This is a genomic window from Flavobacterium sp. ZE23DGlu08 (assembly GCF_030505335.1).
In the GTDB taxonomy this organism is placed as follows: Bacteria; Bacteroidota; Bacteroidia; order Flavobacteriales; family Flavobacteriaceae; genus Flavobacterium; species Flavobacterium algoritolerans.
This window is the reverse complement of record NZ_CP130045.1, coordinates 1962883-1986033: the sequence shown is the minus strand read 5'-3', so window position 1 is coordinate 1986033 and position 23151 is coordinate 1962883. Positions and strand designations below refer to the sequence as shown.

Genomic DNA, 23151 nt, shown 5'->3' with positions numbered 1-23151 from the left:
CTGAACAAGGATTAAATTATAAAAGAAGATGTTTCTAAATGAATATGATGTAATCGTTGTGGGCGCAGGGCATGCAGGTTCAGAAGCTGCCGCCGCTGCCGCAAATTTGGGTTCAAAAACCTTATTGGTTACAATGAGTTTGCAGAATATTGCGCAGATGTCATGTAATCCAGCGATGGGTGGAATTGCCAAAGGACAAATTGTGCGTGAGATTGATGCGCTTGGAGGATACTCGGGAATTGTTTCGGACAGGACTGCAATCCAGTTCAAGATGCTGAACAAGTCCAAAGGTCCTGCAATGTGGTCGCCGCGTGTTCAAAGTGACCGTATGCGTTTTGCTGAGGAGTGGAGAATGATGTTGGAAGGAACTCCAAATCTTGATTTTTATCAAGAAATGGTGAAAGGTTTGATTATTGAAAACGGAAAAATAAAAGGAATCCGAACTTCGCTTGGAGTAGAGATTCGGTCTAAATCGGTTGTATTGACCAATGGAACTTTCCTAAATGGTTTGATTCATATTGGTGAAAAACAATTCGGTGGTGGAAGAGCAGGCGAGAGTGCCGCGTATGGAATTACCGAAGATTTAGTTGCGGCTGGTTTTCAATCAGGACGAATGAAAACGGGAACGCCTCCAAGAGTTGATGGACGTTCTTTGGATTATTCAAAAATGAACGAAGAAAAGGGAGATGCTAAACCGGATAAGTTTTCCTATTCCGATGTGACTTCTCCGTTGATTCATCAAAAATCGTGTCATATGACGTATACGTCTCTTGATGTTCATGATATTTTGAGGGAAGGTTTTGATCGTTCGCCAATGTTCAATGGAAGAATAAAAAGTCTTGGACCAAGATATTGTCCATCGATAGAAGATAAAATTAATCGCTTTGCTGATAAAGAAAGACACCAACTATTTGTAGAACCTGAAGGATGGAATACGTGCGAGGTTTATGTAAATGGTTTTTCTACCTCGCTTCCTGAGGATATTCAATTCAAAGCGTTGAGTTCTGTTGCGGGATTTGAGAAGGTAAAATTCTTTCGTCCAGGGTATGCAATCGAATATGATTATTTCCCACCAACACAATTGAAACATACTTTGGAAACAAAACTTGTTGAAGGTTTGTATTTCGCGGGACAAATAAACGGAACTACAGGATATGAAGAAGCAGCTTCTCAAGGATTAATGGCTGGAATTAATGCGCATTTAAAAGTGCATGAAAAAGCACCATTAATTTTAAAAAGAGACGAAGCTTACATTGGAGTTTTAATTGACGATTTGATTACCAAAGGAACTGAAGAGCCGTACAGAATGTTTACGTCTCGTGCAGAATACAGAACGTTGTTGCGTCAAGATAATGCTGATTTCAGATTAACGCCGATGTCACATGAAATTGGTTTGGCTTCGGAAGCGCGTTTGCGTAGAATGGAACACAAATTAAATGAGTCTGAAAAAATGGTGGCTTTCTTCAAAGAAACGAGTGTTTCGATTGCGGAAGCAAATCCTATTTTAGAATCAAAAGATACGGCGTTGATTACGCAAGGGGATAAAATGTTCAAAGTATTCTCTCGTCCGCAAATTGATTTGGAAGACATCATGAAATTTGAAAAGGTTGCAGCTTATGTTGCAGAAAATGATTTGGATCAGGAAATTTTGGAACAAGCCGAAATTCAAGTGAAGTATTCGGGTTATATCGAAAAAGAAAGAAACAATGCGGATAAATTGACAAGATTGGAAGATGTAAAGATTCCAGAGAACTTTGACTATGAAAAAATCAAATCGATGTCAATTGAAGCCAAGCAAAAATTAAGCAAGATTCGTCCGGTAACCATTTCTCAAGCATCAAGAATCAGTGGTGTGTCGCCAAGTGATGTTTCGGTGTTGTTGATTTATATGGGACGATAAGATTTAAGATTGTTGATATAGGATTAACGATTTTTGATTTAAATCTGGAATCAGAAATCGTTAATCTGAAATCTGCAATCAACTGTTCCACGTGAAACTACGTTGTGAAGCCTTGTTATAATTGAAGAATCACAAAAATAAATAATTCAGCCCTGAAAGCATCCGTTGGTGTTTTCAGGGTTTAGTTTAAAATTAAAATATAAAAGCACTATTAATTAATGGACATTTCAAACCAACAGCCTTTTTTAACCGTTAAAGATTATTCTGTTTCTCAGGAAATTTTCGATTTATATCATGATGATAAATTGGACATGCTGATTACGTCTCCGCAACCCAGCTTAGAAAATTTAGGAAAGTATTACGAAAGCGTGGATTATATTTCGCATACTGACAGCAAAAGGTCTCTGTTTGAAAAAGCATATCATTTTGTAAAAACTATTGCGCTGAAAAACAAATTGAATTTAATCAATTCACTGCAATCGAATAAAGGAAGCATTTTAGATATTGGTGCCGGAACAGGTGATTTTTTATCTGTGGCCAAAGAAAACGGATGGCATACCATAGGAGTAGAGCCAAGCGAAAAAGCAAAAGCGATTGCAAAAAAGAAAGGCGTTTCATTTGTTGGAGCAACCAGCGAATTAGACAATCATTCTTTTGATGTGATTTCGATGTGGCATGTTTTAGAACACGTTCCTAATTTAGAAAACCAAATCAAAGAACTGAAACGATTATTAAAACCAAACGGAACTTTAATTATTGCTGTTCCAAATTTCAAATCTTTCGATGCAAAACATTACGGAAAGTTCTGGGCTGCTTATGATGTGCCAATTCATTTTTGGCATTTTTCTAAAACGGCAATAAAATTGCTTTTCGAAAAAGAAGAAATGAAATTGGTAAAAGTGCTTCCAATGAAATTTGACTCTTTTTATGTGAGTTTACTTTCGGAAAAATATAAAACAGGTAAAATGAATTATATAAAAGCCTTTTTTGTCGGATTGCAATCGAATTGGGAAGCGAAGAAGAATTTTGAGTATTCTTCACACATTTACATCCTAAAAAACAACTAAAAATCATTTTAAGCGTATTTAAGCGCATTTTTTGATGAAATCGAGGGTGATTATCGGATTTTTAGACTGATTAGTTTATTTAAAAGATATGAACGTCACTTTTGATAGTCATAAATTATACGTTTATTAATCACAATAATAAAATCTTATATCATAAATATGTAGCATTTTTTAAACTTTATGTCAATGCTGTCTATTTTTTTATATTTTTGTCACCAATACTTAAAATTAGAAATTAACCGAAATGAAATCGAATATTCAAGAATACCAAAAAAGTAATATTAAAAATATGAGTAAAAAAGCATTAGTAATTATCGCACTTTCAATTTCACTTGTTGCTTGTAATAAACCTGCAGAAGTTAAAGAAGTAAAAACAGCTTACGTAGACACTTCTGAATTAATGAAAGAATATACAGAGGCAAAAGACCTTGAAGCAAAATATAAATCAAAAGCAGAAGAAAAAGGAAGACAATTAGAAGCTGAAATTGCAAGATTTAAGCAAGAAGCAGCAAGTTTTCAATCTCAAGCACAAGCAAACGGTCAAGCTTGGGCACAACAAAAAGGTGCTGAATTGCAAAAAAGAGAGCAACAATTAGGTTATGCGCAACAAGCATTGTCTCAAGAATTGCAACAAGAAAGCGGAAAAGAAATGGATTCTTTAGTAAGCGGAGTGAAAAAATTCATAAAAGCATACGGTAAAGAAAAAGGATATGCATACATCTACGGTACAGGTGATGCAGCTTCAATTCTATACGCTGAAGACAAATTTGATATCACAAAAGAAATCATCAAAGCCTTGAACGACAAGTACAAAGCTCCTGCTAAAACAGAAGAAAAAGCAGAAGCTAAAAAATAATTTTTTTATATTAATTCAAAAAATTGCCTTCGTCTACCCTTAGATTGAAGGCATTTTTTTTGAAGCTATCTGGGCTAAAAAACATTGGAATTATTAACATAAAATGTTTTCCAAAATTAAAATAGTATTCCTAATTTTCAATACTTTAGCTTTACATATACACGCCTAATGCAAACCATTTCAGAAGCCGCTGCTTACACCTTACGATTCATCAATCAAACCCATCGATCCGTTTTCCTAACCGGGAAAGCTGGAACGGGAAAAACTACCCTTTTACGGGAAATTATCCAAACTACGCACAAGAATACTGTAGTTGTGGCACCAACGGGAATTGCCGCGCTAAATGCTGGAGGTGTAACGATTCATTCCATGTTTCAGTTGCCGTTTGGAGGGTTTATTCCGGATAATTCATCGCCTCAATTTTCTGAAAGCACCAAATTTGAAACCAAAGCTACCTTGCGCAGGCATTTCAAAATGAGCGGTTTGAAAAAATCAGTAATTCGCAATATGGAATTGCTGATTATTGATGAAGTGAGTATGCTTCGTGCTGATTTACTGGACGCTATGGATTATATGATGCAAACGGTACGTAAAAAAAACAGTGCTTTTGGTGGCGTTCAGGTCTTGTATATTGGCGATTTATTGCAATTGCCGCCCGTAATTCGGGACGAAGAATGGCGTACGCTGAAAACCTATTACAAAGGAAAATTCTTTTTCCATTCGCATGTCGTGCAGCAAAACCCACCTTTATACATTGAATTATCTAAGATTTTTCGTCAAACTGATGATACGTTTATTTCGGTTTTGAATAATCTGCGCAACAACCAGATTTCCCAGCAAGACATTCAAACTTTAAATCAATATGTAAAACCAGATTTTGATTTAAAAGCAAACAAAGGATACATCACGTTAACCACGCACAACAACAAAGCCGATTCTATGAATGCGCAGGCTTTGGAAGATCTGGAAGGAAAGTTAGTGACGTACAAACCTGAAATAACAGGAGATTTTCCAGATAAGATATTTCCCGTTGAACAACAATTGCAGTTGAAAGTAGGCGCGCAAATCATGTTTGTAAAAAACGATTTGTCGTTTGATAAGCATTATTTCAACGGAAAGATGGGCATTATCAAATCGCTTTCTAGTCAGGAAATCCTGGTTCATTTTCCAGAAGAAAATAAAACTATAGAAGTCGAAAAATACGAGTGGCAAAACATCCGCTACAAAGTAGATGAAACCACCAAAGAAATTGAAGAAGAGGTGTTGGGGACTTTTGTGCATTATCCCATCAAATTGGCGTGGGCAATTACGGTTCATAAAAGCCAGGGATTGACATTTGATAAAGCTGCGCTTGATGTTTCGCAAGTTTTTCTTCCCGGACAAGCATATGTCGCATTGTCGCGTTTACGCTCCTTAGAAGGGCTTATTTTGCTTTCTCCGCTGCGCATGAACGGTATTTCAAACGATCAGGATGTGATGGATTATTCGTTAAACAAAGCTTCGGATTCGTTTTTAGAGAATGCGTTGCATTTTGAAACTAAAAATTTCATCCATAACTATCTGATAAACACGTTCGATTGGAGTGATTTGGCTCAGGAATGGCGCAATCATAAATTCAGTTACAACGAAAAATCAGAAATATCAGAGAAATCCAAGCATGCCGTTTGGGCCAAAAAACAAACGGAAGTCATCGAACAGCTTTTGGATCCATCCAAAAAATTCATATCGCAATTGAATAAACTTTTTGGTCAGGAAACAGTCGATATGAATCATGTTTCGGAACGCATTCAAGCCGCTTTCAGTTATTTCCTAAAACCAATGGACGATTTGGTTTTTGAAATCCTTTGGAAAATAGAAGAAGTAAAACGCATCAAAAAAGTAAAAGCGTTTTACGATGAATTAATCGTGCTGGAAGAATTGCAAACCAAGGCCGTTTTACGCTTAATGAAGGCTAAATTATTGATTGAAACCGTTGTTGCAGGAGAAACCATTTCGAAAGAGAAATTGACTTCCTCAGAAATAAAAAAATACATTAGCCGAAAAACGGAAGCCATACAAAATCAATTCAAGGAATTAAATATTACGTTGATTGAAGACGATAGGGATGTGGAGCGCTATACTGCGAAAAAATCCAAAACAGCAGTGCCTAAAAAATCAACAGTTCAGGAAACCTATGATTTGTGGGTCGAAAAGAAATCAATTGAGGATATTGCGACAATCAGGGTGTTGACGAAACAAACGATTTACTCGCATTTTGTGAAGTTGATACAAACCAAAGCAGTATCCATTTCAGAAGTTTTACCGGAGGATAAAATGCAGGATTTGGCAGCTGCTTTTGCAGGATATAAAGAAGAATCACTGAATACCATGATGGAAAAACACGGTCATAAATTCTCTTGGGAAGAAGCGAGGATGTACAAAGCGAGTTTGAATTAAAGCAATAAAGCGCTAAAAATAAAAAACCCTATTCGGTAAGAATAGGGTTTTTGTTTTTATAGTGATTGAATCAATATCCAAGCTTCTGGGTTGTGCTTTTCATTAATTTCTTTTTTTGCTTTTTCTGCTTCAGCAAATGTGGCGTAACTGCCATATAAAACCGGAAAATAACCGTTTTTATTAGGAGCGATTCGTTTGGCATCATATCCTAAACGATTTAAAATTCGCAACGTTTTGTCTGCATTTTTTTCTTCTCTGTAGACTCCAGCCATAATGTGATACGGCATTTTTATTTCGGCAGTCGATTTTACGGAGAGTGTAACAGCAGGAACCGGACTTTCGATGAAGAAAGTGGCTTGCTGAATTTTATTTTGAACTTGTTTTTGAACGGCAGTTTCAACAAGAATCGTTTCTGAGGCGATTTGGTTTTGATACATTGGATAACCAATACTTCCTGCAAGTCCCAATCCTAACACAAAAATAGCGGCATATTTTAAATATGGATTCGCTGTTCTAGTTTCTTCAGGAACCATTGTGATGGTTGCTTTTTCTTCAATTGTTTCCACTTCTTTTTCGAAGATTGCTCTTTTAACAAGTGGAGAAACAAAAGGAGCCAAACCAAAAGAACTGGTTAAATAATTTGTTTGATCGTAAGGCGTGAAAACAATGTTTTTATCTGCATTCAAACGAAGATCACCTACATTTTTTATTGATATAAATTCGTTTTCTTCAAATGCTTTTTTCCAATTAAAAACCTCATATTGAATTTTACTTACGGCATATTCATAAGACGTTTTTTCTGCTAAAGCGATATGATTGGCTAATAAACCATCATTGTTTTTCAAATTAGCATTGAAAGCGATCATTTTTTTGGGAGGAGAAAATGAATTTGTACTTTCGTTTAGTTTAGCCGATTGGATTTCGGTTAAAAAAGCTCCGAAACCAGGAACGGTAACACATTGATAACGGTATAATAGCTGCGCGATGTATAGTTCGATTTTCATACTTACAAAGTTATACAACCAAAATAGTTATCAAAATTTTATTCACAATTTTTATTAACAATCCGCATAAAAATTTATACATTTCACTCTCAAATAATTAGCATGAAATAGCCATGTTTAATCGTTATACAAACATAAATAAAGATTTCTTTAAACTGGCGTATTCCATATTCCAATAAAAAACAAGTATTATCTACATATGAAAGAGCAGGATTTATTTTATTTATTGGCATTGCAAAGAATTGAAGGCGTGGGCGACATAATGGCCAAAAAACTGCTTACCCATTTTGGAACTGCAGAAGCGGTTTTTAATACAAAGGCTTCGCAACTTGCTGCTATTGATGGAGTAGGCTCTGTTTTGCTGAAAAATTTAAAGGATAAATCGGTTTTCGAAAAAGCAACTCAAGAACTGGAATTTATAAAAACAAATGAAATTAATGCAGTTTATTTTTTGGACGAGGAATACCCGGAACGGTTGAAACATTGTATTGACGGACCACTTTTATTATTCACCTCTGGAAATATCAATTTAAAAAACAGAAAAATAATCAGCATTGTAGGAACGCGTCAAATTACCTCGTACGGAACGGAATTTTGCCGAAAATTGATAGAAGATTTAGCTCCGCTAGATCCTATAATTGTCAGTGGTTTTGCCTATGGCGTTGATATTGTGGCACATCAACTGGCAATGGAACATAATTTACAAACAATAGGAGTAGTAGCGCACGGTTTGAACCAAATTTACCCGAAAACCCATAAAAAATATGTGTCGAAAGTAGAACAGAACGGTGGTTTCATGACTGAGTTTTGGAGTTCTTCGAATCCCGATAAAGAAAATTTCGTTCGAAGAAATAGAATTGTTGCAGGAATGTCAGAAGCGACAATCGTAATTGAATCAGCCGATAGAGGCGGATCGTTGATTACGGCAAACATGGCTAATGATTACAACCGTGATGTTTTTGCAGTTCCGGGACGTGTTACGGATAAGTACAGCCAGGGTTGCAACAATTTGATAAAAACCCAAAAAGCAAATGTCTTGACAAGTGCCGCTGATTTGGTTTATATCTTGAATTGGGATATCCAGAAGGAATCCAAACCCGTACAGAAGCAATTGTTTGTAAGTTTAGACGATGACGAGCAAAAAGTATACGATTACCTCCTTAAAACCGGAAAAGAACTGATGGATATTATTGCTTTGCGCTGCGATTTTCCTATTTATAAAATCTCAGGAATGCTGTTGAATATGGAGTTGAAAGGTGTAATTCGACCATTGCCCGGGAAATTGTTTGAGGCTATTTAGCAATTAAATGAAAAGAAAAACCGCAAATACACAGATTTTAAATAATCTGCGAATCTGTGGTTAATCATTATATCTTTATTGTCAGTAGATTTTTAGTGGTTTGCTAAAAAGGTTAGAATTTAGAAAAATTCAAGCTTACTTTCGATCTATTTAATCTCTAGGCGGATTAATTACTTTTATCCTGATTACATTAAGGCTGCCATATTTTTCAATATCCTCTTTTGTCCATGTCAACTCATTCCCTTTGGGTCTTTTTTCCCATTTCCAATCTATAGGCTCTTTAACATATACATATAGTGACACACGATCTTCCCAGTCACCCTCATTTTTCTTATGTTGTTCAACTGTTCTAAACTTAAACGAAAAGTACTGATATCCCTCTTCATTGTTGGCACCTGCAATTTTTATTTTGGGCTTAATTTCATTAAGTAAATCTTTTAAAGGTTTATTAATAAATAGTTGCTCATTTGTTTTTAATAAAAAAACATCTTTGGTTGTTTGCACCATTTGTTGCGCTTTACAACTAGTGTTTATAAGTAAAAATAGCGTGAGAATTTTAAGTGTATTATTCAAGATTGAATGAATTATGAGTTTTTAAAATGTAAAGAAAATTCTGTATAATTCAAATCCCAACTTTTAGTGATATTCAAAAAAAAACCTTTCCGGTCCTTAAACTAAAAAGGGATTGCTATAAATGCGATATAATTTAACATATAAGTCATTTAAGTTTTTGTGAACTAATATTAAACTTTAAAAAAAAACTACATGACTTATATGTTTTAAAAATGGATTGTTACACCTCAAATCCTAACTTTTCTCTTACTCTTTGTTCCCGTTATATGTATAACTGTACCTAGAGATTTGAGATCTCTAATATTTTATGTTAATTGAAGGCAACCTTATCATATTAATTTATAAAAGATTCCGAACTGTTTTATTTATAAGGGATTGTCTTAATTTTGTTTTATCAATGCCTACTACCGTATACTTAATCTTTTTTACCATCTAACCTCATAAAAAATCGAGGCCCTCCTTTATTTATTGTAGATATTGCTATAATTTTTGAATTGGCATTTAAAAGAATCGGTATTTGGATTTTATCATTCACGAATATTATAAAAACATTATCATAATCTTCAGAAACAATATGATCTTCTACTTTTTTTTGTTCTACAGCATCTTCATAAGAGGATACCGTGATATTATTTGATGGATTTTTTCTATATTCAGTTCTAATATATTCGAGTTGCATTAAAGTTATTTCCTTTGAATCTTTATTATATAGTAGATATTTATTTATTACATCTTCTAATTTTATAGCACCATTTGTTACATCACAAGCAAAATCGTTTATCATTTTTTTATCGCTTTGCATATAATAATAGTATGACCCTGCGCAAACAGCTAAAATTGCAATCAAAATTAATATTGTTTTTTTCATGATTTTTTAATTACAAGTTCCTGTATTACTAGCTGCATTTGCCCCAGTAGTTTGTCTACTGGTATTTGTAGGCAATGCCATATTCCTTATCTCTTGGCCTAATTTACCTGGATTACTTCCACCTCCGCCTGGCCATGTGCCGTAAGAGTCTGGTAAACCTAATCCAACCAAATTTCCAATCTCGATTGCAAAATCTGTGCAGTTATAGGTATTCAAATTATATGTTGGTGGAGCATTATTGGCATACCCGATTACATTAAGTAATTGCTCTGGATTTATCGGGATTGACAAGCTTACATCAAAAGTATGCCCTTGGTCATTGCCAAATGCTTTCGAGTCATTTGGAGATGAAAGACTTACGTTAGTACTAGGATAAAACCCAAAAACCTTCCTGATTCCACCTTGCTGTATTGCTACAAAGGTATGTCCAACATATGGGTCGGTAATTGTACCAGACCAAGAAGTTGCACTATTTGCAGTTGGTTGGTCCACATATATGATAAGCTCTGCGCTTTGTGCTAAATCAAAACATTTTAGATAATCATTAATGTTTGAAATTTTATTTGAAGGGCCAACAAAAACTATGTTTGCTGTTGTACTTATATCAGATCCGCCTCCGCCTCCGCCACCAAAATTCCATTCCATTCCGGATCCATTGATATCACTATAAGCGGACCAATCATAGAGGACATTATATTGAATTGTATTTGAACTATTTCTAGGAGGAATTATTACCTCATTTAATTCTTCAAATTCTACTCCATCAATTATAATAGTTCTATTTTGTATTTTAAAAGAAGCATTAGTTTTTGTTTTTATAACAAATCTAGAAACAAGGGCACCGTTTTTTACTCGAAATGCGTTTACAAATTCACCATCGATTGTAGTAATCATTATTTTTCCAGAGAAATCTTTCGACTTAGCATCTTTATCGGGATACATACTAAAAACGGCACTTTTTATAGTGTCTTTTATTTTCAACAATAGAATTCTGCTGTATTCTTGTTTGGTAGTGTTAGATAAAGGGATTACAGTTATTAATTGGTCGCTATTTGTGATTTTCTCTTGGGTTATGGCGTCAAACTTAGAATATATAGCCGTTTTATCTCCAATTTTAGAACTACTTTTTAGAGTATTTTGCTTCAAGAAAGAAATTGCCTCCTCAAGGCTGACAGTTTGTATTATATTTTCCTCTCTAATTAGATCTTCCTCTACTTGACAATTGCTCAACGTTATTGCTAGAACAAAAAGAAGTAGAAATTTGCTAATGTAGCTTTTTGGTTTTTGGTTTTTGGTTTGTTTCATAGTTTGATTCGTAAAGTTAAGACTATTTATCCTAATAGCTGTTTACAAACATAGGAAGTGTTTATTGTAATGGAAATACCCACTTTTAATGATATTTTAAAAAAATCCCTTTCCAGTCTCTTAACCAAAAAGGGATTTTTATAAATGCGATATAATTTATATGTTTATAAAAATGGACTGTTACACCTCAAATCCTAATTTTTCTCTCACTCTTGCCAGAACTCCATTCGCAACAGCAGCTGCTTTTTGAGCGCCAATTTTTAAAAGTGCATCAACTTCATTAAGATTATTGATGTAGTAATTGTATTTTTCTCTCTCCGTTTTGAAAGTTTCTGTAATCAATTCAAATAACGCTTGTTTGGCGTGACCGTAACCGTAATTTCCGCCAAGGTAATTGGCTTTCATCGCTGCGATTTGTTCTTCATTTGCCAATAAAGAATATATAGCAAAAGCATTGCACGTATCTGGATTTTTAGGATCTTCCAGCGGTGTGCTGTCGGTTTCAATACTCATCACTTGTTTGCGTAAGGACTTATCATCCAGGAAAATATTGATAATATTATTGGCTGATTTACTCATCTTCCCACCATTGGTTCCTGGAATAAGCATGCTGTCCTCCTGAATTTTGGCTTCGGGAATTACAAACGTTTCTCCCATTTGATGGTTGAAACGAGAGGCTACATCACGAGTGATTTCAAGGTGTTGCAATTGGTCTTTTCCTACGGGAACAAATTCTGCATCGTATAATAAAATATCCGCAGCCATCAGCATTGGATACGAAAACAAACCAGCGTTTACATCTTCGAGTCTATCGGCTTTGTCTTTGAAAGAATGTGCTAATGTCAAGCGTTGAAAAGGAAAAAAACAACTCAAATACCAAGATAGTTCCGCTGTTTGCGGCACATCCGATTGTCTGTAGAAAACTACTTTGTCTACATTCAAACCACACGCCAACCAAGCTGCAGCGGTACTGTAGGTATTGGTTCGTAGGGTTTCGCCGTTTTTTATTTGTGTTATCGAATGTAAATCGGCAATGAAAAGAAAGGATTCGTTTTCAGGTTTATTTGATAATGCTATTGCGGGAATGATTGCGCCAAGTAGGTTTCCTAAATGTGGTGTTCCTGTACTTTGAACGCCTGTAAGTATTTTTGCCATTATTTCTTTTTTCTTAACCGCAAAGTTCGCAAAGATTTTCGCAAAGTTTGCAACGATTGTAAAGTTTTTCTAATACTTAGCTTTCCAAAGCAAATTCTTTTATTATTATTCGCCTACGATTTCTTACTTTTGAACTTATGAGAGGATTAAAAATTGTTTTTTGGGTTTTGTGGCGCGTATGGTTTTATATTTTGATGGCCATTCCCATATTGGTGATGTTTCCTTTTCTGGTATTGTCTATTTTGACAGAAAGCGGTTATCCTTATTTTTTTAAGATGGCTCGTATTTGGGCAAAATTTATTCTTTTCGGTATGGGATTCTATTATAAAATAGATAAAAACCAAGAAATGGAATACCAAAAAAGTTATATGATAGTTGCCAATCATACTTCCATGGCCGATATTATGCTGATGCTTGCACTGACTAGAAATCCGTTTGTTTTTGTGGGTAAAAAAGAACTTTCAAAAATTCCTTTGTTTGGATTTTTCTATAAAAGAACCTGTATTTTGGTAGACAGAAGTTCTTCAAAAAGCAGAATGGAAGTCTTTAATCGCGCTCAAAAAAGAATCAATCAAGGATTGAGTATTTGTATTTTTCCTGAAGGTGGCGTTCCAGATGATGAATCTATTTTGTTAGATACTTTCAAAGACGGTGCTTTCCGCTTGGCGATAGAACATGAAATCCCTATTGTTCCCATTACTTTTGCTGATAACAAGAAGAGATTCTCGTATACTTTTTTTAGCGGAAGCCCAGGAATTATGCGTGTAAAAATGCATTCACACATAGAAACTTTAGGAAAAACCGGCGTTGACAGAAAAGAAATTCGTGAAGAAGTACGCGAAATAATATACAATCAACTAGTAGCTTTCGACCCAGATCCAATTAAAAGCTATAGCTAATACCAGAATACAATCCGATAAATAGCGGTTTAAAGTCGCCCGAGTTGTTTGAAAATGTATTCAGTTGATATTTTACCATTGGTTCCACATTAATTTGGAATGATTTTATAATCTGGTACTTAAATCCTAAACCCACATTAGTACTGAAATGGACTTGATTCAAGTTTTTTGCTTCACCTAATTTCACATTGGTTTCAGATGAAACTAACGATATTTTATTTTGGCTGAGAAACAAAGTACTTACACCACCAATAACGTTAATTCCGAATTTTTTATCCAAAACAGCATAGGAAACCTCCAAAGGAACTTCATAATACCCCATTTTTTGATTGATAGCGCCTGTATTGGTTTTTTGTAGGTCTTTTTCAAAAGTGATTAAGCCGTTCAGAGCTGATTGGTTTTTAATCTCAATGAATCCATTTGAGGAATAATTAATATTTGCCAGATTATTATTTGCCAAACCTGTCGAGTAGACTACGTTATTCGTGTTGTATCCTAACGAGAGCTTGTTAATTCCGCTTCGTAAGGCCACTTTTTTAGAAACAGCATAATTTACCCCAACACCAAAACTTAAGCTGTTATCGCCTGTTTTTTGATTTTCTGAAAATTGAGGGTCAATGGCTGAACCGCCTGAATTCGAATTCAGATATACAGCCGCAATATTTGGCGTAATTTGCCACTTGTTTTTTTGATTGAGAACCACAGTCTCTTTTTCTTCTCCTTTTTTCTTTTTAAGGATTTCTTCTAATTCGTTTGGTGTTTCAACACTATTTTCGGGCTCTTTTTTAGTGTCTGTTGCTGCAATTTTAGCGTTTTCATTCTCTTTTAAATTGCTTTTTTCCAGTGTTTGATTTTGTTGAATGTTTTCAAACGGATTATGGGTTTTTGTATTGTTTTTTTCAGCAGTAACAACCGTAGCGTTTTGGTTGTCATTATTTGTTGTTGTTTGTTTTAGCGGTGAATTATTTTTTTGGAAATAAACAACAGAACCGTTCTGATTCTTCTCTTTGTTCGAATTGATTTTAAATCTATCAGAAGATATAATTTCTTTTTCATCTGTTTTTCCTGTTTTAATTTTGTTAACTACGACCTGAGGAATTGTTTTCACTTCTAAAGGATTACGTGCTCTTTTTGTTTTTTCAAGAGTAGAATCCTTTCCTTCAAACGAATTTTTTAAAACTTTCGTGTCTATAACGACACCATTTTTTATTTCAAATTTATTGTTTACAATGGTGTTCAATGCAAAAAAACCTAAAAGGAAAGCGGCGGCTATCCCAGAAGATTTCATCCAAAAAGGAATTACTTTTCGGTCCTCCTCTTTTTCTTTTAAAGAGGCCTGGATATTTATCCAAACTTGTTTACTGGGCTCTGATTCAAAATCTTTGAATCGCTCTTGAAACAATCGGTCTATATTTTTTTTATCGTTCATTTTGCCAATGAATTTATTTTAGTTTTTGTATGATGATCAATTTTTTCTTTCAAAATTCCTCTTGCTCGCGCCAGATTTGACTTTGTGGTTCCGGTACTGATTTTAAGCATCTCGGAAACTTCTTTATGAGAATATCCATCAAGTACATAGAGACTAAAAACTAATCTATACTGGTCTGGTAACTCTTGAATGATTTGCATTAGATACTCGATAGAAATATTTTCGTCTTCAATTTCGACTTCTTCCTCAGGAATATTGTCGTTTATAACTTCCATATATCTTACGCCTCTGAATTTTTGAAGGGCATTGTTAATTAATATTCTCTTTGCCCATCCTTCAAAAGAACCTTTAAAATTATACTGCTCAATTTTATCAAAAATGATCAAAAATCCATCCTGTAGATTGTCTTCGGCATCTGCATAATCAGTGGAGTATTTTAAACACACCCCAAAGAATTTTTTAGAAAACAATTGGTACAATTGCTCTTGTGCCTTGGGGCAGTTTTTTTTACATTGATTAATTATTTGATCTAATACCACAGTTTTTAAGGACATTAATTAATTAGTCACTGGAATTTCAACCTCTTCAAAAATATTTTGACCATTGGCGTCCTCACCTTTGTAAAACTTAAAAATATAGGAACCGGTATTGGTTACATAAAAATTGAAAGAAACCTCAATGGGCTCCGTAGTTAAAGGTGTGCAATTTGTAGTTTCAAGAACGGAGGTTTGTATACCAATTGTTCTTACGTTCAAATTTTTATCGTAATAGATTCCTTGAAAAGAATGGCAATCAGAAGGTTTTTTGTACTTCAATTTTATCTCATAGGTTTGCCCTAAGGTGAAAGATTGAGGCACTGTGTAACTGTCTACCGGAAGTACTTCATAGCTGTAATTGGGTTGATCATCGTCAATACTACAGCCCGTCAGGGTCAATAAAAACAGGGTGAGTAAAACAATTTTTTTCATCTTTATTAATTTAAAAGTTAATACTATTCCGTCAGTTTAAAAGTTTTTAGTGACGGTTTTCTTAATAGATGAAATTTTTTAAAAAGGTTGCGTTGTAAATTAAAAAAACCCGATATTCTCGGGTTTTTAGTTTTTTATGCTTCAGCTAGTTCTTTTATTCTGGCTTTAATTTTTTCTTCAAGTTCATCCGCTAATTCCGGATTGTCTTTTATTAAAGACTTAACAGCATCACGGCCTTGTCCTAATTTGGTTTCACCATAACTGAACCAAGATCCCGCTTTTTTGATGATTTCAAATTCTACTGCAAGATCTAAAATTTCTCCTGTTTTTGAAATTCCTTCACCATACATGATGTCAAATTCAGCAATTTTAAAAGGCGGAGCAACTTTGTTTTTCACCACTTTTACTTTGGTTCTGTTTCCAAGGACGTTATCACCATCTTTAATTTGTGTGGAACGACGAATGTCTAAACGAACCGAAGCGTAAAATTTCAAGGCATTTCCTCCAGTTGTTGTTTCTGGATTTCCAAACATTACACCAATTTTCTCTCTTAACTGGTTAATAAAGAAAACAGTACAATTTGTTTTACTGATGGTTCCTGTTAATTTACGCAATGCCTGAGACATCAAACGAGCGTGAAGACCCATTTTAGAATCTCCCATTTCTCCTTCAATTTCACTTTTTGGAGTCAAAGCGGCAACCGAGTCAATTACTACAATGTCAATCGCTCCTGAACGAATTAAGTTCTCCGCAATTTCTAAAGCTTGTTCTCCGTTGTCTGGTTGCGAGATGATTAAGTTTTCGATATCTACACCTAACTTCTCTGCATAATTTCTGTCGAAAGCGTGTTCCGCATCAATAAAAGCTGCAATTCCACCCGCTTTTTGAGCTTCGGCAATAGCATGAAGTGTTAAGGTTGTTTTTCCAGAAGATTCCGGACCGTATATTTCAATGATTCTACCTCTTGGATACCCGCCAACGCCTAACGCTAAATCAATTCCTAAAGATCCTGATGAGATAGTTTCCACTTCTTCAATGGCTTTATCCCCCATTTTCATCACTGTTCCTTTTCCGTACGTTTTGTCTAGTTTGTCAAGCGTAAGTTGTAGCGCTTTTAATTTGGATTCTTTCTCTGTACTCATCTTCTCTTTTACCTTTTCTTTCATCTATTTGTATTATTTTATAACTCTAAGAAACTGACAGAATGACTAATTATCCTGAAAATTTCATTTATATGCAAAGATTTATTTTCGTAAAAATACTTCTTTTTTTAATGTAAATTTTCTCTTTCAAGAATATTTTAAATCTAAATTTCAATAAAAAATAAGTGGCTTATACGTGTTACTGAAACAATGCCTTCAATTCAGTAGCTTCATGAGGATTTAATTTTCCTGCTAAAACTAAACTGAGTTGTTTGCGTCTCAATGCGGCATCAAAACGTTGTTTTTCCAGTTCTGTTTCTGGAATTAATTGAGGTACTTCTACCGGTCTTCCTGTATCATCAACCGCCACAAAAGTATAAATTGCCTCATTAGCTTTGGTACGGTTTCCTGATTGTCTGTCTTCAACCCAAACGTCAATATATATTTCCATTGAACTTCTAAATGATCGGGAAACTTTGGCCTCTATAATAACCACGCTTCCAAGAGGGATTGCTTTATTGAAAGCTACGTGATTTACTGATGCGGTCACGCCAATTCTTCTAGAATGCCTTCCTGCGGATATACTGGCTGCACGATCCATTCGGGCCAATAATTCACCACCAAAAAGATTATTCAAAGGGTTGGTCTCACTTGGTAAAACCAAATCAGTTAATATAGTCAGGGATTCTGAAGGATGTTTTGGAGTCATGTTTTTTATATAAAAGGGAATCGTTGTTTTTAAATAATAGTTGGGTTTTAGTTTAACCAATAAACGGCCAATATAGCTGGTATGAAATAGATAACAATTGTTCTGGCACCATCGTAATCTTTCGCCAATCGCTGTCCGAAAAGCAACATTAACAAGGTGATACAAGAGAAAACTGCTCCATAAAAACCAAATATTCTACCATTATTTACGAATAATTCAATGCAACCCACTACGCATAAAATACCAGAGATTAATTCTAATATTAAAATGTTAAGTAATGCTAATGGCACATGGTTTTTTAATGGTGTTTTAGAAAAATGACCTTTCAACCAGTCCACATTATCTTTCCAATAAAACAGTTTATCGTAACCGGATTGCAGGAAAGTAATGGCCAGAAAAATTAAAATTAAAATCGAAGTAATGTTGTTCATTTTTTTATTTTTTGTGAATTAAACGGGTTAGTTTTATAGATAAATCGGTTAAAATAATTTTAGCATTTCCGTTGCGCTCAATGTGATACATGGCATCCGAAAGTTCTTTGAAAATATCATTTATGTTGTTGCCATTTACGAAAGGGGCAAAATTCTCCAGTTTGAATTTTTCCACTTTTGGTTCCATATAAACCAAGCTTTCCGTTTGGTAATTGAGCAACAAAGCCTGACGGAACATATCGATACAAAAATGTAAAAACTTCTTTTGGGTTTCCCTTCCTAAACTGGCAATTTGCTCGCTCCATTGAATCAAATCCTGAATGGCTGCTGCATTTCCTTTGGCTCTAAAAGCAGCACGAACCCAATCAACAAACCACTTTTCAAAAAAAACCGATTCGCTGTCCGGTTGTAATAATTGCAATGCTTTGTTATAATTTCCTTGTGCTTGATGTGCTATTTTTAAAGCTTCTTTAGGCTCTGTGTTTTCTCTTGAAACCAAAGCTTCAGCAATTACGGTTTCGTTTAATCCGTTAAAATGTAGGACTTGACATCGGGAACGAATGGTTTGTATTATATCTTCTTCGTTTTCTGAAATCAGGATAAAAACGGTTCTATCCGTAGGTTCCTCGAGTAATTTCAATAGTTTATTGGAAGCGGCAATATTCAATTTATCAGCCATCCAAATAATCATGACTTTGTATCCGCCCTCATAAGATTTTAAAGCGAGAGATTTTAAGATTTCCTGAGCATCATCAACCCTAATTTCTCCTTGTTTGTTTTTAACGCCAAGAGTTAAATACCAGTCAAACAAACTTCCGTACGGATTTTGGGTCAAAAACGCTCTCCATTCCGTGATAAAATCAATACTTTTTGGTTTGGTTTTAACATCTTCGGTACTTACGGTTGGGTAAATAAAATGCAAATCGGGATGCGAAGTTTTCTGAAATTTGATATTGCAGGCTTCGTTTGAACACGAGTTTTCGGCGTTTTGATTACTGCAAATAATATATTGTGCATAAGCAATTGCCATGGGTAAAGTACCACTTCCTTCAGGGCCAACAAACAGTTGTGCATGTGGAATTCTTCCCAAATCAGCACTTCTTGTCAAATGACTTTTAATGTGTTCTTGTCCTAAAATTTCTGAAAATTGCATAAAGCAAAGATAGAAGAAAATGGTTTAGTCTAAAATTTTCGGTAGCAAACTTTCAGGAAAAGTAACGGTATAAATGATATGGAGCGCGTGCCTTTTTTAAGATGAAAATTTAACTTTTTTTAGGGAAAAATAGGCTTGAAATAGATAAAAAACGTCATTATTTATGATAATTTAACATTTTGAGTTTACTGAACTGTAGGTTTAATATTAATAAACGAAATTTTTTTTGGTGAGAATTAAATTTTCTTTTCAGAAGCTATGTCCATTAGAATGAAACAGTGTTAAACCCAATAATATCACTTGTGTAGTGAAAAATCAAAGCGCTCGATAAAGTGCACATATGTTCGATATAATACGTTTTTTTTTACAATTTGTAATCTTTTGTAGTCAAAAAAAATATTGACAAAGTTGCATTTTGAGTTTTATTGTATATTTTTGTTAGATAAACTAATTGGTAAATTCAAATTATGAAAGGGAAAATTATTTTTTTCAGTGTGTTTTTTTTGTTAGCGACAGGCGTGGTTTCAGCACAGGATAAAAATGCTCCTAAAAGTATTATTAGTACAAATGCGATAATAAAAAAATACCACGTTAAGGAAGAGTTGGAAGGAATGAAAAAAGGGGAATTATTAGAACTTTATATTGAACGTATAAAAGTTTTGGTAAAAACACTACCCTACATTGCCTTGGCTACAAAACCCGGAGTTACTATGAATGATCTAGGAATTCCTAATGATGCCGATAATAGAAAAATATTAGCGGGACAAGATGAAAGTACTACAAATTTCCTGGATGTAACTGTTGCGTTTCAAAGAAGAATGGTGCCTTATTCAGATACAGACAATTTAGTAAAAGCAATTTTATTTTATGAAAACACATTGAAATCATTACATGAGTTCAATGACATGTAATAATTTGTGAGGCTTAGTTTAATTTCTTTTCTAATTTTTATTAACAAGTAATTTTATAAGAGTATTGTAGCGATAATCGAATATTAATTTAGAAAAAACTCGTTATCGATACATTCTGAAATAATTCAGAAAAATCGTAATGGGTTTTTTTATTAGTACCAAAGCATTTTTAATATAAATTTTATATCTTTTTATCTCATGAAAACAATTACTCAAATTGTATGGATTCTCTTTTTTGGAGTTTTCAGCGTAAATGCACAGCAAGAAAAAGGAATAACAGGTTCAAACAACTGGCTAAACAACTGGACGGAATTTAAACCTAATAAAGTTGATTATGGTCAAGCCAATCAAATATTGGCGGGAAATATTACCGTAAACACAAAATTGTTCAAGAAAAATGTCTACATATTGCAAGGCAGTGTTTTTGTTACTAATAATGCAACGCTGACCATTGAACCCGGAACAGTAATAATAGGCGATTATGAATCCAGTGCTTCTCTTGTAATCACAAAAGGTGCTACGATAATAGCCGAAGGTTTAGAGACTGACCCTATCGTTTTTACTTCAAACAGAAGCTCAAGAAAAGCGGGAGATTGGGGAGGAATTGTAATACTGGGCGATGCACCTACGAATAAATTTGGGAATGCTTCCTCTGTAAATTTTGATTTGGATACTTCGTTAACATCGTATGGAGGTAATAATGTAAGCAGCAATTCAGGTATTTTAAAATTTGTAAGAATCGAATTTGCAGGAAAAAAAATTAAAGGTTTAGGGAATTTCAATGCATTGTTACTGGCAGGTGTTGGAAACAAAACGGTTTTAGAAAACATAATGATCAGTTATGCTGCAGGTGATTCTTTTGAAATATATGGCGGTGAACTTACTTTGAATAAACTGGTTTCTTTCAAGTCAAGCAGCGATGATTTTAAATTCAACTTTGGGACGCAATGTCGAATTGATAATTCTCTTGCCATTCGATCTTCTTATTTAACTAGCAACTTAGGTTCAAGATGTATAGATGTGGCTTCTTATGACAAAAAAGAAGAAGTTGATTTCACTAAAAAACAAACCTCAGTGATTGCAACAAATCTAACGTTGATTAACAATAGCGAAAACATAAATGTCGATATTCAATCAGGTTTAGTCAAAGAGGCTGTATATGTCTCTCAGAATACGTCTCTTGATCTTAAAAGAACGGTAATTTCTGGTTTTAACCCAGCAGTTTTATTGGATAATAAGATTGAAATTAATGGTGAAAATCTTAAGAAAATAAAATTCGAACAGATGTATTTCAATTTCTGTAAGGGAAATATTTTTACGGAACATAACTCAGACAATGAGGATTTAGAAAATTGGTATGGGAATAGTGCCTTTTCTAATGTGTATTCTCAAAGTGATAATAAGGAAACATTCATAGACCTTTTCAATGAAAAAAAACCTGATTTTAGATTGCGAATAGCTAAAATTACAGCATCAAATGATCACTAAAAGAATCATTTGTTGTAACTGATTTTGATTTCAGGTGTGAAAATGTAACGATATACAATTGTAAATTATTTTTATGAATTGGATAAATAAAGATTGAATGCGGAATGACTACTATTATAAATAAATATTTTTATTTTCTTTTATTACTGGTTTTTCCTTTAACTAATAGTGTTTATGCTCAAATAGTTATAGGAACACCAACATTATCTTTTAGTCAAATTTGCGCTAATCCATCTTTTAATACTTTTAATGTAACGTTTCCTTTTTCACCGGTTTCCGGGTTAAATGCTTCCAATCAGTTCATTGTAGAATTATCAGATTCAAATGGAAGTTTTGCTACTCCAACCACAGTTTTTACTTCTACCGCAGGAGCTATAACAGTCTCACCGGCAACAGTAACTTTTTCAGTGCCTGTTACCACTGCGGGAGAACAATACAGGTTAAGGGTAAAAAGCACAAGTCCATCAGCGACAAGTCCTAATTCTATCGCTTTTGCTGCTTATTATAAAGTGCAGGACACCCCGTTTTCCATCAATAATTTTATCCCAACGGCTACCTATTGTACTGGCGGAAGTTATGTTTTAAACATAGATAATCCTGGAGCGGCAACTAATGATTCTCCTTTAAAATATCCTTCGTTAACCTATAAATGGTTTAAAGAACCAAGTTTAACTCCTATTGCTACAGGAAAAAGTTTAACGGTAAATCAACCCGGAAAATACTATGTAGAGACAAATTATGGTACTTGTACCTCAAATTCATACTCTAACCGAGTTACAGTAAGTGAGTCTAATTCTTCGGCTGCTACGACAATCACATCCAGCCTTGGAAATCCTTTTTGTTCGAGCGCCAGTGCAACAACTTTAAGTACAGTGGCGGGTAATAGTTATCAATGGTCTAAGGATAATGTTGCTATAGCCGGAGCTACAAGCCAAACTTACGTTACTAACCAACCCGGACAGTATTCAGTAACTGTAAGCTTTGGAAGTTGTGTGGCCAATGCCTCTATCAACTTACAAGGATATCAATTTGCAAGCACAATCAATGTCCCGGATACTAACACCATTGCTCCAGATGAAACTCTGGAAGTAATCGTAACAACAGCGGCTTCGAGTCCGGAATACAAATGGTATTTAAACGGAACAATTATTTCGGGTGCTACAACAAGTACGTATGATATACAAACAAAAGGGAATTATAAAGTTGTAATTACTCAAACTACAGGCTGTGTCGCATCAAAAGAATATTCTTTTGTAGTCAATTCCTCAATTGATCCCAATCCATTTCCTAATGTTACAAACATACCTAATTTAGTAAGCCCAAACGGTGACGGTATCAATGATACTTGGATTATTCCGCAAGAATATGTAAGCGGAACAAATACAAAAGTACAATTGATAAGTTCCTTAGGGGAAATAGTACTCGACACAAATGACTATCAAAATAACTGGCCCGAAAACGGAAACGATTTCAAGAATATAAACCCGGTTTATTATTATATTATCACTACTCAGGATCAAAAAGTGAATAAGGGATCGATAACTATAGTGAAATAAC

General features: G+C 34.4%; 21 protein-coding genes. 9 read left to right on the top strand and 12 right to left on the bottom strand.

The features are described 5' to 3' along the window. Window positions 1-28: 28 nt before the first annotated feature. The 4 genes from mnmG to Q1W72_RS08585 all read left to right on the top strand — a co-directional run bounded on the left by mnmG (window position 29) and on the right by Q1W72_RS08585 (window position 6259). A complete protein-coding gene (gene mnmG / locus Q1W72_RS08600) occupies window positions 29-1900 on the top strand; it encodes a tRNA uridine-5-carboxymethylaminomethyl(34) synthesis enzyme MnmG (protein ID WP_121343146.1) in 1872 nt (623 codons plus the stop codon). Between the two features lie 218 nt (window positions 1901-2118). Continuing rightward, window positions 2119-2967 (top strand): bifunctional 2-polyprenyl-6-hydroxyphenol methylase/3-demethylubiquinol 3-O-methyltransferase UbiG, encoded by an 849-nt coding sequence (locus tag Q1W72_RS08595; RefSeq protein ID WP_302134751.1) that lies wholly within the window; start codon window positions 2119-2121, stop codon window positions 2965-2967. Window positions 2968-3211: 244 nt separating this feature from the next. Continuing rightward, window positions 3212-3823, top strand: coding sequence for an OmpH family outer membrane protein (locus tag Q1W72_RS08590; RefSeq protein WP_233206852.1), 612 nt, complete (start codon window positions 3212-3214; stop codon window positions 3821-3823). A gap of 168 nt (window positions 3824-3991) precedes the next feature. After that, a complete protein-coding gene (locus tag Q1W72_RS08585) occupies window positions 3992-6259 on the top strand; it encodes a helix-turn-helix domain-containing protein (protein ID WP_302134750.1) in 2268 nt (755 codons plus the stop codon). A gap of 56 nt (window positions 6260-6315) precedes the next feature. Here the strand turns inward: Q1W72_RS08585 and Q1W72_RS08580 are convergent, their stop codons facing one another. Next, window positions 6316-7263: an SPOR domain-containing protein gene (locus tag Q1W72_RS08580; RefSeq protein ID WP_302134749.1), complete on the bottom strand. Its 948-nt coding sequence runs from the start codon at window positions 7261-7263 to the stop codon at window positions 6316-6318. 199 nt (window positions 7264-7462) lie between these two features. Between Q1W72_RS08580 and dprA the strand changes: the two genes are divergently transcribed. Then, window positions 7463-8563, top strand: a complete 1101-nt coding sequence (gene dprA, locus Q1W72_RS08575; RefSeq protein ID WP_302134748.1) for a DNA-processing protein DprA — start codon at window positions 7463-7465, stop codon at window positions 8561-8563. A 150-nt stretch (window positions 8564-8713) separates the two neighbouring features. Here dprA and Q1W72_RS08570 read toward each other — a convergent pair whose 3' ends face one another. From Q1W72_RS08570 to trpS, 4 genes are all read right to left on the bottom strand, one after another. Continuing rightward, entirely contained in the window at window positions 8714-9136 is a 423-nt protein-coding gene (locus Q1W72_RS08570) for a hypothetical protein (RefSeq protein ID WP_302134747.1), read from the bottom strand. A gap of 415 nt (window positions 9137-9551) precedes the next feature. Next, entirely contained in the window at window positions 9552-10004 is a 453-nt protein-coding gene (locus Q1W72_RS08565; RefSeq protein ID WP_302134746.1) for a hypothetical protein, read from the bottom strand. 6 nt (window positions 10005-10010) lie between these two features. Then, window positions 10011-11309 carry a hypothetical protein gene (locus Q1W72_RS08560; protein WP_302134745.1) on the bottom strand — a complete coding sequence of 433 codons (1299 nt, stop codon included), beginning with the start codon at window positions 11307-11309 and terminating at the stop codon, window positions 10011-10013. A 180-nt stretch (window positions 11310-11489) separates the two neighbouring features. Continuing rightward, the gene (trpS, locus tag Q1W72_RS08555) at window positions 11490-12464 is read right to left on the bottom strand and encodes a tryptophan--tRNA ligase (protein ID WP_302134743.1); all 975 of its coding nucleotides are present in this window, start codon (window positions 12462-12464) and stop codon (window positions 11490-11492) included. Window positions 12465-12601: 137 nt separating this feature from the next. On the opposite strand from trpS, the gene Q1W72_RS08550 reads away from it, so the two are divergent. Then, window positions 12602-13363: a 1-acyl-sn-glycerol-3-phosphate acyltransferase gene (locus Q1W72_RS08550; protein WP_302134741.1), complete on the top strand. Its 762-nt coding sequence runs from the start codon at window positions 12602-12604 to the stop codon at window positions 13361-13363. Here the strand turns inward: Q1W72_RS08550 and Q1W72_RS08545 are convergent. The 7 genes from Q1W72_RS08545 to Q1W72_RS08515 all read right to left on the bottom strand — a co-directional run bounded on the left by Q1W72_RS08545 (window position 13347) and on the right by Q1W72_RS08515 (window position 19195). Continuing rightward, window positions 13347-14792 (bottom strand): hypothetical protein, encoded by a 1446-nt coding sequence (locus Q1W72_RS08545; RefSeq protein ID WP_302134740.1) that lies wholly within the window; start codon window positions 14790-14792, stop codon window positions 13347-13349. The genes Q1W72_RS08550 and Q1W72_RS08545 overlap by 17 nt on opposite strands. After that, on the bottom strand, window positions 14789-15331 hold the full coding sequence (locus tag Q1W72_RS08540) for an RNA polymerase sigma factor (RefSeq protein ID WP_099716227.1): 543 nt from the start codon (window positions 15329-15331) through the stop codon (window positions 14789-14791). Before Q1W72_RS08540 ends, Q1W72_RS08545 begins: the two co-directional genes overlap by 4 nt. An 18-nt stretch (window positions 15332-15349) precedes the next feature. Beyond that, window positions 15350-15760 (bottom strand): lipoprotein, encoded by a 411-nt coding sequence (locus Q1W72_RS08535; protein ID WP_121343157.1) that lies wholly within the window; start codon window positions 15758-15760, stop codon window positions 15350-15352. A 134-nt stretch (window positions 15761-15894) separates the two neighbouring features. Beyond that, window positions 15895-16902: a recombinase RecA gene (recA, locus tag Q1W72_RS08530; protein ID WP_099716226.1), complete on the bottom strand. Its 1008-nt coding sequence runs from the start codon at window positions 16900-16902 to the stop codon at window positions 15895-15897. Window positions 16903-17101: 199 nt separating this feature from the next. Beyond that, the gene (locus Q1W72_RS08525; RefSeq protein ID WP_099713930.1) at window positions 17102-17611 is read right to left on the bottom strand and encodes an acyl-CoA thioesterase; all 510 of its coding nucleotides are present in this window, start codon (window positions 17609-17611) and stop codon (window positions 17102-17104) included. A gap of 47 nt (window positions 17612-17658) precedes the next feature. Continuing rightward, complete coding sequence (locus Q1W72_RS08520) at window positions 17659-18042, bottom strand: DoxX family membrane protein (protein ID WP_099713929.1); 384 nt, start codon at window positions 18040-18042, stop codon at window positions 17659-17661. A gap of 4 nt (window positions 18043-18046) precedes the next feature. Further along, window positions 18047-19195 (bottom strand): DNA polymerase III subunit delta', encoded by a 1149-nt coding sequence (locus Q1W72_RS08515; RefSeq protein ID WP_302134735.1) that lies wholly within the window; start codon window positions 19193-19195, stop codon window positions 18047-18049. Window positions 19196-19662: 467 nt separating this feature from the next. Between Q1W72_RS08515 and Q1W72_RS08510 the strand changes: the two genes are divergently transcribed. From Q1W72_RS08510 to Q1W72_RS08500, 3 genes are all read left to right on the top strand, one after another. Beyond that, window positions 19663-20106 (top strand): hypothetical protein, encoded by a 444-nt coding sequence (locus tag Q1W72_RS08510; RefSeq protein ID WP_099713927.1) that lies wholly within the window; start codon window positions 19663-19665, stop codon window positions 20104-20106. 198 nt (window positions 20107-20304) lie between these two features. Continuing rightward, on the top strand, window positions 20305-21594 hold the full coding sequence (locus Q1W72_RS08505; protein WP_099713926.1) for a hypothetical protein: 1290 nt from the start codon (window positions 20305-20307) through the stop codon (window positions 21592-21594). A gap of 104 nt (window positions 21595-21698) precedes the next feature. Continuing rightward, complete coding sequence (locus Q1W72_RS08500; protein WP_302134727.1) at window positions 21699-23150, top strand: gliding motility-associated C-terminal domain-containing protein; 1452 nt, start codon at window positions 21699-21701, stop codon at window positions 23148-23150. Window position 23151: the final 1 nt, after the last annotated feature.

Excerpts from the sequence above, each read along its gene's own strand:
- Q1W72_RS08550 (WP_302134741.1), top strand. The coding sequence starts at position 12,602 with ATGAGAGGATTAAAAATTGTTTTTTGGGTTTTGTGGCGCGTATGGTTT.
- Q1W72_RS08545 (WP_302134740.1), bottom strand. The coding sequence starts at position 14,792 with ATGAACGATAAAAAAAATATAGACCGATTGTTTCAAGAGCGATTCAAA.
- Q1W72_RS08565 (WP_302134746.1), bottom strand. The coding sequence starts at position 10,004 with ATGAAAAAAACAATATTAATTTTGATTGCAATTTTAGCTGTTTGCGCA.
- Q1W72_RS08585 (WP_302134750.1), top strand. The coding sequence starts at position 3,992 with ATGCAAACCATTTCAGAAGCCGCTGCTTACACCTTACGATTCATCAAT.
- Q1W72_RS08510 (WP_099713927.1), top strand. The coding sequence starts at position 19,663 with ATGAAAGGGAAAATTATTTTTTTCAGTGTGTTTTTTTTGTTAGCGACA.
- Q1W72_RS08500 (WP_302134727.1), top strand. The coding sequence starts at position 21,699 with ATGACTACTATTATAAATAAATATTTTTATTTTCTTTTATTACTGGTT.
- dprA (WP_302134748.1), top strand. The coding sequence starts at position 7,463 with ATGAAAGAGCAGGATTTATTTTATTTATTGGCATTGCAAAGAATTGAA.
- recA (WP_099716226.1), bottom strand. The coding sequence starts at position 16,902 with ATGAGTACAGAGAAAGAATCCAAATTAAAAGCGCTACAACTTACGCTT.
- Q1W72_RS08580 (WP_302134749.1), bottom strand. The coding sequence starts at position 7,263 with ATGAAAATCGAACTATACATCGCGCAGCTATTATACCGTTATCAATGT.
- trpS (WP_302134743.1), bottom strand. The coding sequence starts at position 12,464 with ATGGCAAAAATACTTACAGGCGTTCAAAGTACAGGAACACCACATTTA.
- Q1W72_RS08505 (WP_099713926.1), top strand. The coding sequence starts at position 20,305 with ATGAAAACAATTACTCAAATTGTATGGATTCTCTTTTTTGGAGTTTTC.
- Q1W72_RS08515 (WP_302134735.1), bottom strand. The coding sequence starts at position 19,195 with ATGCAATTTTCAGAAATTTTAGGACAAGAACACATTAAAAGTCATTTG.
- Q1W72_RS08535 (WP_121343157.1), bottom strand. The coding sequence starts at position 15,760 with ATGAAAAAAATTGTTTTACTCACCCTGTTTTTATTGACCCTGACGGGC.
- mnmG (WP_121343146.1), top strand. The coding sequence starts at position 29 with ATGTTTCTAAATGAATATGATGTAATCGTTGTGGGCGCAGGGCATGCA.
- Q1W72_RS08590 (WP_233206852.1), top strand. The coding sequence starts at position 3,212 with ATGAAATCGAATATTCAAGAATACCAAAAAAGTAATATTAAAAATATG.
- Q1W72_RS08560 (WP_302134745.1), bottom strand. The coding sequence starts at position 11,309 with ATGAAACAAACCAAAAACCAAAAACCAAAAAGCTACATTAGCAAATTT.
- Q1W72_RS08520 (WP_099713929.1), bottom strand. The coding sequence starts at position 18,042 with ATGAACAACATTACTTCGATTTTAATTTTAATTTTTCTGGCCATTACT.
- Q1W72_RS08525 (WP_099713930.1), bottom strand. The coding sequence starts at position 17,611 with ATGACTCCAAAACATCCTTCAGAATCCCTGACTATATTAACTGATTTG.
- Q1W72_RS08595 (WP_302134751.1), top strand. The coding sequence starts at position 2,119 with ATGGACATTTCAAACCAACAGCCTTTTTTAACCGTTAAAGATTATTCT.